The organism is Thermobacillus xylanilyticus, assembly GCF_907165215.1.
GTDB lineage: Bacteria > Bacillota > Bacilli > Paenibacillales > Paenibacillaceae > Thermobacillus > Thermobacillus xylanilyticus.
The window spans coordinates 1-7,618 of sequence record NZ_CAJRAY010000015.1; the positions used below are offsets into that span (position 1 = coordinate 1).

A 7,618-nucleotide genomic window follows, 5' to 3' on the forward strand; every position below is an offset into this window, starting at 1 on the left:
GCCGCGGCCGGCCCGGCCGATCGGCCGCGGCGGTCCGGCGTGCCCGCGCCGGGAGAAGGTGCGCTCGGGCCGCAGCGCCGCGCGGCCGCCCGGCTGCGCGAAGCGGCGGCGCTGGTGGGGCCGCACGCGCCGCTGAAGTCCGCGGCGCAGGCGATGCTGGCCAAGGCGGAGCGGCTCGCCAGCGGCAAGTTCACGATCGCGCTGTTCGGCGCGTTCAGCGCGGGCAAGTCGTCGCTGGCGAACGCGCTGATCGGCCGCCGGGCGCTGCCGGTGTCGCCGAACCCGACGACGGCGGCGATCAACCGGATCGCCGCCCCTGAGCCGGGCGAACCGGACGGGCATGCGCGCATCACGATGAAGACGCGCGAGCAGATGGCGGCCGACGTCCGCCATTCGCTGACGATGCTCGGCCTGGGCGAAGAGGCCGGCAGCGCGGCCGCGGACGATCTGGACGCGCTGCTCGAACTGGCGGCGCGGATCACGCCCGACCGGCTCCACCCCGGCGGCCGGCCGCACTACGCGTTCCTGAAGGCGGCGCGCCAGGGCATCGCGTCCTGCGGCCCGCTGCTCGGGCAGCAGCTGCGCGCCGATGCCGAGGCGTACCGCTCGTACGTCGCGGACGAGACGCTGTCCTGCTTCGTGCAGGAGATCGATCTTTATATCGACAGCCCGCTGACGGCGCAGGGCATCGTGCTCGTCGACACGCCGGGCGCCGATTCGGTGAACGCGCGGCATACCGATGTCGCGTTCCACTACATCAAGAACGCGGACGCGATCCTGTTCGTCACCTATTACAATCACGCCTTCTCCCAGGCCGACCGGCGTTTCCTGACGCAGCTCGGGCGGGTGAAGGATCAGTTCGAGCTCGACAAGATGTTCTTCATCGTCAACGCGGCTGACCTGGCCGCGGACGAAGCGGAGCTCAAGGATGTCATCGCGCATGTCGAGGCGAACCTGCTGAAGCACGGCATCCGGCATCCGCGGATGTTCCCGGTGTCGAGCCTTGCCGCGCTGGACGCGAAGCTGAGAGGCGAGGCGGACGAATCGTCCGGCATGCCCGCGTTCGAGCGGGCGCTGGCCGGCTTCGCGGCCGGGGAGCTCGGCGGGATGGCGCTCGAGGCGGCCGATCGGGAGCTCGAACGGGCGGCCGGGGCGCTCAAGCGCTGGCTCGACGATTCGCGGCAGGACGAGGCGGTGCGGCGCAGCCGGCTGGAGACGCTCAAGCAGCGCGCCGCTGATGCCGCCGATGCCGTCCGCGCCGCGGCGGCGGACGCGCCGTTCGAACCGCTGCGCCAGGAACTGGGCGAGCTGCTGCACCACGTGCAGCGCCGCGTCGCGTTCCGGTTCGGCGAAATGTTCGGCCTCGCGTTCCATCCGTCGGCGCTGCAGGACGACGGCCGCGATCTGAAGCGCGCGCTCGCCGCGTGCTGGGAAGAGCTGCGCCATGCGCTCGCCGTCGAGCTCAGGCAGGAGCTGCAGGCGACATCGCTGCGCATGGACAACGCGCTGCGCCGGCTGGCGGCGCGGCTGTACGACGCGGAAGCAAGCCGGCTGAAGGCGGAGCTGGAAGGGTTCGATCCGGCGCCGTACGAAGTAGAGGTGCAGTCCGCCGCCCCGGACGACGACGGCTGGACGACGGATGCCGTCGACATGAAGCGGCTGTGGAGTCTGTTCAAGAGTCCGCGGAAGTTCTTCGAACAGGGCGGAAGAGACGAAATGCGCGCCGAGCTGGAGCGGCGGCTGGAGCCGGACATCCGCCGCTGGATGGAAGAGCGGGCCGCCGCCTGGGAGGCGGCATACGCATCGGCCTGGCGCGCCGCGGCGGAAGCGGCCGCGGAACGGCTTGCGGGCGAGATCGGCGCCTTCATCGGCAGTTCGGAGGCGGCGCTTGCCGGCGCCGCGCGTCCGGATGAACTGCAGGCCCTGCTCGAACGGCTGGAAGCGCTGCGGGTGGATGAAGGCATTTCTATCACGATTTAAACGAATATTTGCAAGATCGCAACCGGCGTCCGGATTCACGGGCGCCGGTTTTGCCGTCCGCGCGGCGATCCGGCATCCGAATGTCAGAGAAACGGCGAATACGCCAGCCATCCGCGGTGATTCGGAAGAATGACGGGAAATAGTTCTCCTTATTACCGCGATTCCGAGAGTAAACACGGAATATCGAACGGCACCATGTTTGCCCCCGGCACGGCAAGCTGTTAAGATTCATTCATGCTTTGCAACTTAAGGGATTGCGGGGGAGCCTATCCAAGTGGACGTCTTCAGGCAATTGAAATCTTTTTACTGGCCGCACCGGAAGCTGTTGTTTCTGTCAATTGCCGCTCTGGTGTGCGTCACGGCGCTGGGCCTTGTCCAACCCTATTTGCTGCGTGTGTTGATCGACGACGTCATCATGGCGGAACAATTCGACCTGGTGCCGGCTGTGGCGCTGTCGGTTGTCGGAGTTGTCATCGTGAAGGCGTCCATGCAGTTTCTGCACGGCTTCACGGGAGGACGGCTGGGGAACCGCGTCGCCTACAACCTGCGGAACGCGCTGTACAAGAAGCTGCAGTATCTGTCGTTCCAATATTACGACACGGCGAAGACGGGCGACCTGATGTCCCGTCTGACGGGCGATCTGGAAGCGATCCGGAATTTCGTCGGTTTCGGATTCGCGCAAATTCTGAACATGTTCCTGATGGTCAGCTTCGGCGGCGCGATGCTGCTGTCGATCCACTGGCAGCTGACGCTCGTCACGCTCGTGTCGATGCCGCTGCTGGTCATCGTGGCGATGAAATTTCAGAAGGTCATTCATCCCGGTTTCCGCGAAATGCGGCTCGCGATGAGCCGGCTGACGACGGCGGTGCAGGAGAACATCACCGGTGTGCGCACCGTCAAATCGTTCGCCCGCGAACGGCATGAAGTCGAGAAATTTACGACACGCAACGACGACTATCGGGAAAATCAGCTCAATATCGCTTTCCTGTGGGGCAAGTACTTCCCGGTCATGGAAGTGCTCGCGAATGTATGCGTTGTCATCCTGCTTGTCTACGGCGGAACGCTGGTCATCCGGGAAGAACTGTCGCTGGGCGCGCTGGTGCAGTTTTTCAGCATGGTCTGGTACATCATCGGGCCGCTGTGGGGGCTCGGCTTCCACATCAACGGCTACACCCAGTCGAAGGCATCCGGCGAACGCGTACTGGAGATTCTGAACCAGCATATTCACGTGAAGGATAGCGAAGATGCGTTCGAGCTGGATCCCTCCAGGGTGAAGGGGCATGTGCAGTTCAAGAACGTCACGTTCAACTATCCGGACAAGGGGCCCGCGGTCCACGATCTGACGATCGACGCGAAACCCGGTTCGGTCATCGGGCTGCTCGGCGGCACCGGCTCCGGCAAATCGACCATCATCCAGCTGCTGATGCGGGCGTACAACGTGAAGCAGGGCGAGATTCTGCTTGACGGCATCGACATCCGCAACATCAAGATCGAAAGTCTGCGCTCGCAGATCGCGCCGGTGTTCCAGGAGACGTTCCTGTTCTCCGCGTCGATCCGCGACAACATCGCCTACGGCGTGTCGGAATATACGATGGACGACATCATTCGCGCGGCCAAACTGGCGAAAGCGCACGATTTCATCATGGAATTGCCGCAAGGGTATGACACCGTCGTCGGCGAGCGCGGGCTCGGATTGTCCGGCGGACAGAAGCAGCGGATCGCCATCGCGCGGGCGCTCATCCGCAACCCGCGCATCCTCGTTCTGGACGACGCGACGAGCGCCGTCGACATGGAGACCGAGCAGGAGATCCAGGCGGGCTTCAAGGAAGTGATGGCCGGACGGACGACGTTCATCATCGCGCATCGCATCTCGTCGCTCCGCCATGCGGATGAGATCATCGTGCTCGATCAGGGCCGGGTGATCCAGCGCGGCACGCACGACGAGCTGCTCGCCGTGCCCGGCCATTACCGCGATACGTACAACATTCAATATGCCGACCGGCCGGACGCCGAACGGGACGGGGCGGAAAGAAGGGTCGCGAAGTGAGCGGGAAGCACAACGGACACCATCATCGAGCGGAAAACGGCGCAGACCAGGCCAAAATCAAGAACGAGCGGTTCGTCTACCAGGACGACGAGCTGATCGAGAAGCCTTTCAACTGGTCGCAGCTCACCCGTCTGTACGGCTATATGAAGCCGTACAGACGGCAATTGCTGCCGGTCATCATCATCACGATGGTGCTCGGCACGCTGACGAGGCTGACCGTTCCGGCGCTCATCGCCTTCGCGATCGACGAAGCGATCGCGCCAGCGGACGGATCGCCGAGCCTGACGAAGCTGTATCTGTTCGGCGCCTCGGCGCTCGCCCTCTACCTGATCCAGTGGGGGACGAACGTGTTCCGGATCCGGTACACGAACATCATCGGCCAGCGCGTCATTTTCGACCTGCGGCGCGAACTGTTCACCCACATCCAGAAGCTGTCGTTCCGCTTCTTCGACCAGCGGCCGGCCGGCTCCGTGCTCGTCCGCGTGACGAACGACATCAACGCGCTGCAGGATCTGTTCACGAACGGCGTCGTCAACCTGATCATGGACTGCGTTCAGCTCGTCGGCATCGCCGTCCTGCTGCTCGTGCTGAACTTCAAGCTCGGTCTGGCCGTCATGATCACCGTACCGCTCATGTTCATCGTCTCGACCTCGCTGCGCAGACGGATCCGATTCGCCTGGCAGGACGTCCGGATCAAGCAGTCGCGGCTGAACGCCCACCTGAACGAGAGCATCCAGGGCATCCGCGTGACGCAGGCCTATGTGCAGGAGAAGGCGAACATCGGCTATTTCGACAAAATGAACACGGTGAACCGGCTGGCCTGGAACAAGGCGTCCGCCATGAACCAGTCGTTCGGTCCGGTCATCGAGATCACGGCGGCCGTCGGCACGCTGATTCTGTTCTGGTACGGCTCTTATCTGGTCCAGTCCGGCGCGATGACGGTCGGCCTGCTCGTGGGCTTTGCGAACTACATCGGCAACTTCTGGGAGCCGATCAACCGGCTCGGGCAAATGTATTCGCAGCTCTTGATCGCGATGGCTTCCTCCGAGCGGATCTTCGAATTCATGGATGAAAAGCCGACGGTCGGCGAGCTGCCGGAAGCGAAGAGGATGCCGGAAATCCGCGGCGACGTCAAATTCGAGAACATCGTCTTCGAATACGAGCCCGGCCGTCCGGCGCTGCGCGGCATCAGCCTGGAAGCCGCGGCGGGACAGTCGATCGCCCTGGTCGGCCATACCGGCTCGGGCAAGAGCACGATCATCAATCTGCTCTGCCGCTTCTATGATCCGGTGGAAGGTCGCGTGCTCATCGACGGCATCGATATCCGGGACGTGACGCTCGAAAGCCTCCGTTCGCAGGTCGGCATCGTGCTGCAGGATACGTTCATTTTCTCCGGCACGATCCGCGACAACATCCGCTACGGCCGGCTGGACGCGACGGACGAGGAAGTCGAAATGGCGGCAAGGGCGGTTCACGCCCACGATTTCATCATGAAGCTTCCGCAAGGCTACGACACCGAGGTGCAGGAACGCGGCAGCGTCCTCTCGATGGGGCAGCGCCAGCTGCTGTCGTTCGCCCGCGCGCTGCTCGCCGATCCGCGCATCCTGATTCTCGACGAGGCGACGGCCAGCATCGATACGGAGACGGAGCTGAAGATCCAGGAGGCGCTCAAAACGCTGCTGACCGGCCGGACTTCGTTCATCATCGCACACCGGCTGTCGACGATCCGCCACGCGGACAACATCATCGTGCTCGACCACGGCCGCATCGTCGAGCAGGGCAATCACGACGAGCTGATGCGGAAGCGGGGCGTCTACTACGGGCTGATCGAGGCGCAATATCGGTTTTTGTCGGCTTGAACGGCATGGTTTAAGTAAAAAGGGCTGTTTCGCAGGCGGTTTAAGCCGTTTCGCGAGACAGTCTTTTTTTCATGGATCTGCCGCCAGAAATTGTGACGTAAAAAATATTATGTAAACTAAATTTCGTCAGCAGCGGCTCCCGCCAAACGCCCAAAATCCCGCGTCCCGCTGGCCCGCTTTACGAAACGGGATATAATGAATTACAATAAAGCTTGTTTGCCGCACTGGATAAGGCGGCAAAATCAGCCGAATCCGGCACGCCGTGAGAATCGATGAAGGAGGGCGCGCATGGCGGAGCAATTGGATTTATTCGCAGATGAGACATCCGTGCGGGAGCGCGGTTACGATGCAGACGACATCCAGGTGCTGGAAGGCTTGACGGCCGTCCGGAAACGCCCGGGCATGTACATCGGCAGCACGTCCAGTTCCGGCCTGCATCATCTCGTCTGGGAGATCGTGGACAACGCCGTCGATGAACATCTGGCGAAGTTCGCGACCGAGATCGATGTGACCATCCACGCCGACCAGTCGGTGACGGTCTGGGACAACGGCCGCGGCATCCCGACCGGCATGCACAAGACGGGCATCCCGACACCCCAGCTCGTATTCACGGTGCTGCACGCGGGCGGCAAATTCGGCGGAAACGGTTACAAAAAGTCCGGCGGTCTGCACGGCGTCGGCGCTTCGGTGACGAACGCGTTGTCCGAATGGCTCGAAGTGGAGATTTACCGCGACGGCAAAATTCACCGCCAGCGGTTCGAATATTGGGTCGACAAGGATGGCAAGGAACATGTCGGCGAGCCGGTGACCGGTCTTGAAATCATCGGCAACACGCGGAAGACCGGAACGAAGGTGACGTTCAAGCCGGACGCCCGGGTGTTCCACGGCAACATTTCGCTCAATTATGACACGCTGGCCGAGCGGTTGCAGGAGATCGCCTTCCTGAACGCCGGTCTGAAAGTGACGCTCAAGGACGAGCGGACCGGCAGGGAGGATCTCTTCCATTATGAAGGCGGCGCCAGTCAGTTCGTCGCCTTCCTCAATGAAGGCAAAGCGGTGCTCACCGATGTCATCCATTTCTACGCGGAACGGGACGACATCGAAGTCGAGGTGGCGCTGCAGTACAATGACGGCTACACCGAGACGATCGCGTCGTTCGTCAACTCGATTCCGACCCGCGGCGGCGGCACCCACGAGACCGGGTTCAAAACGGCGTATACCCGGGTCATGAACGAGTATGCGCGGAAGAACGGCATTCTGAAAGAGAAGGACAAAAACCTTGACGGCGCCGACCTGCGCGAAGGGATGATCGCCGTCATCAACGTGAAAATGTCCGACGTCGAATTCGTCGGGCAGACGAAGGACCAGCTCGGCAGCGCCTCGGCGCGCAGTGCGGTCGACGCGGTCGTCTCCGACAAGATGGCCGTGTTCCTCGAGGAGAATCCGCAGGTCGCGCAGCAGCTGCTGAAGAAGGCGATTCAGGCGGCGAAGGCGCGCGAGGCGGCCCGCAGGGCGCGCGAGGAAGTCCGCTCGGGCAAGAAGCGGAGCGAGTCGTCCAACTTGAACGGCAAGCTGACGCCGGCCCAGTCGAAGGACTTCATGCGCAACGAGCTGTTTATCGTCGAGGGCGATTCCGCCGGCGGTTCGGCGAAGCAGGGGCGCGACTCGCGCTATCAGGCGATCCTGCCGCTCCGGGGCAAGCCGATGAATCCGGAGAAGGCGCGGCTCGCGG

The 7,618-nt window shown here is 63.0% G+C and carries 4 protein-coding genes; all 4 read left to right on the forward strand.

Translation table 11 applies throughout. The annotated features are described in order from the left end of the window. The coding region (locus KJQ12_RS02500; RefSeq protein ID WP_213483341.1) for a dynamin family protein at window positions 1-1,980 on the forward strand (1,980 nt) is incomplete at its 5' end. A 274-nt stretch (window positions 1,981-2,254) separates the two neighbouring features. Further along, window positions 2,255-4,027 carry an ABC transporter ATP-binding protein gene (locus KJQ12_RS02505; protein ID WP_213483342.1) on the forward strand — a complete coding sequence of 591 codons (1,773 nt, stop codon included), beginning with the start codon at window positions 2,255-2,257 and terminating at the stop codon, window positions 4,025-4,027. Next, complete coding sequence (locus KJQ12_RS02510; protein ID WP_425315950.1) at window positions 4,024-5,886, forward strand: ABC transporter ATP-binding protein; 1,863 nt, start codon at window positions 4,024-4,026, stop codon at window positions 5,884-5,886. The genes KJQ12_RS02505 and KJQ12_RS02510 overlap by 4 nt, the downstream gene beginning before the upstream one ends. Window positions 5,887-6,174: 288 nt before the next feature. Further along, window positions 6,175-7,618 (forward strand): DNA gyrase/topoisomerase IV subunit B (locus KJQ12_RS02515; protein WP_213483343.1); only part of this gene is annotated, 1,444 nt, incomplete at its 3' end.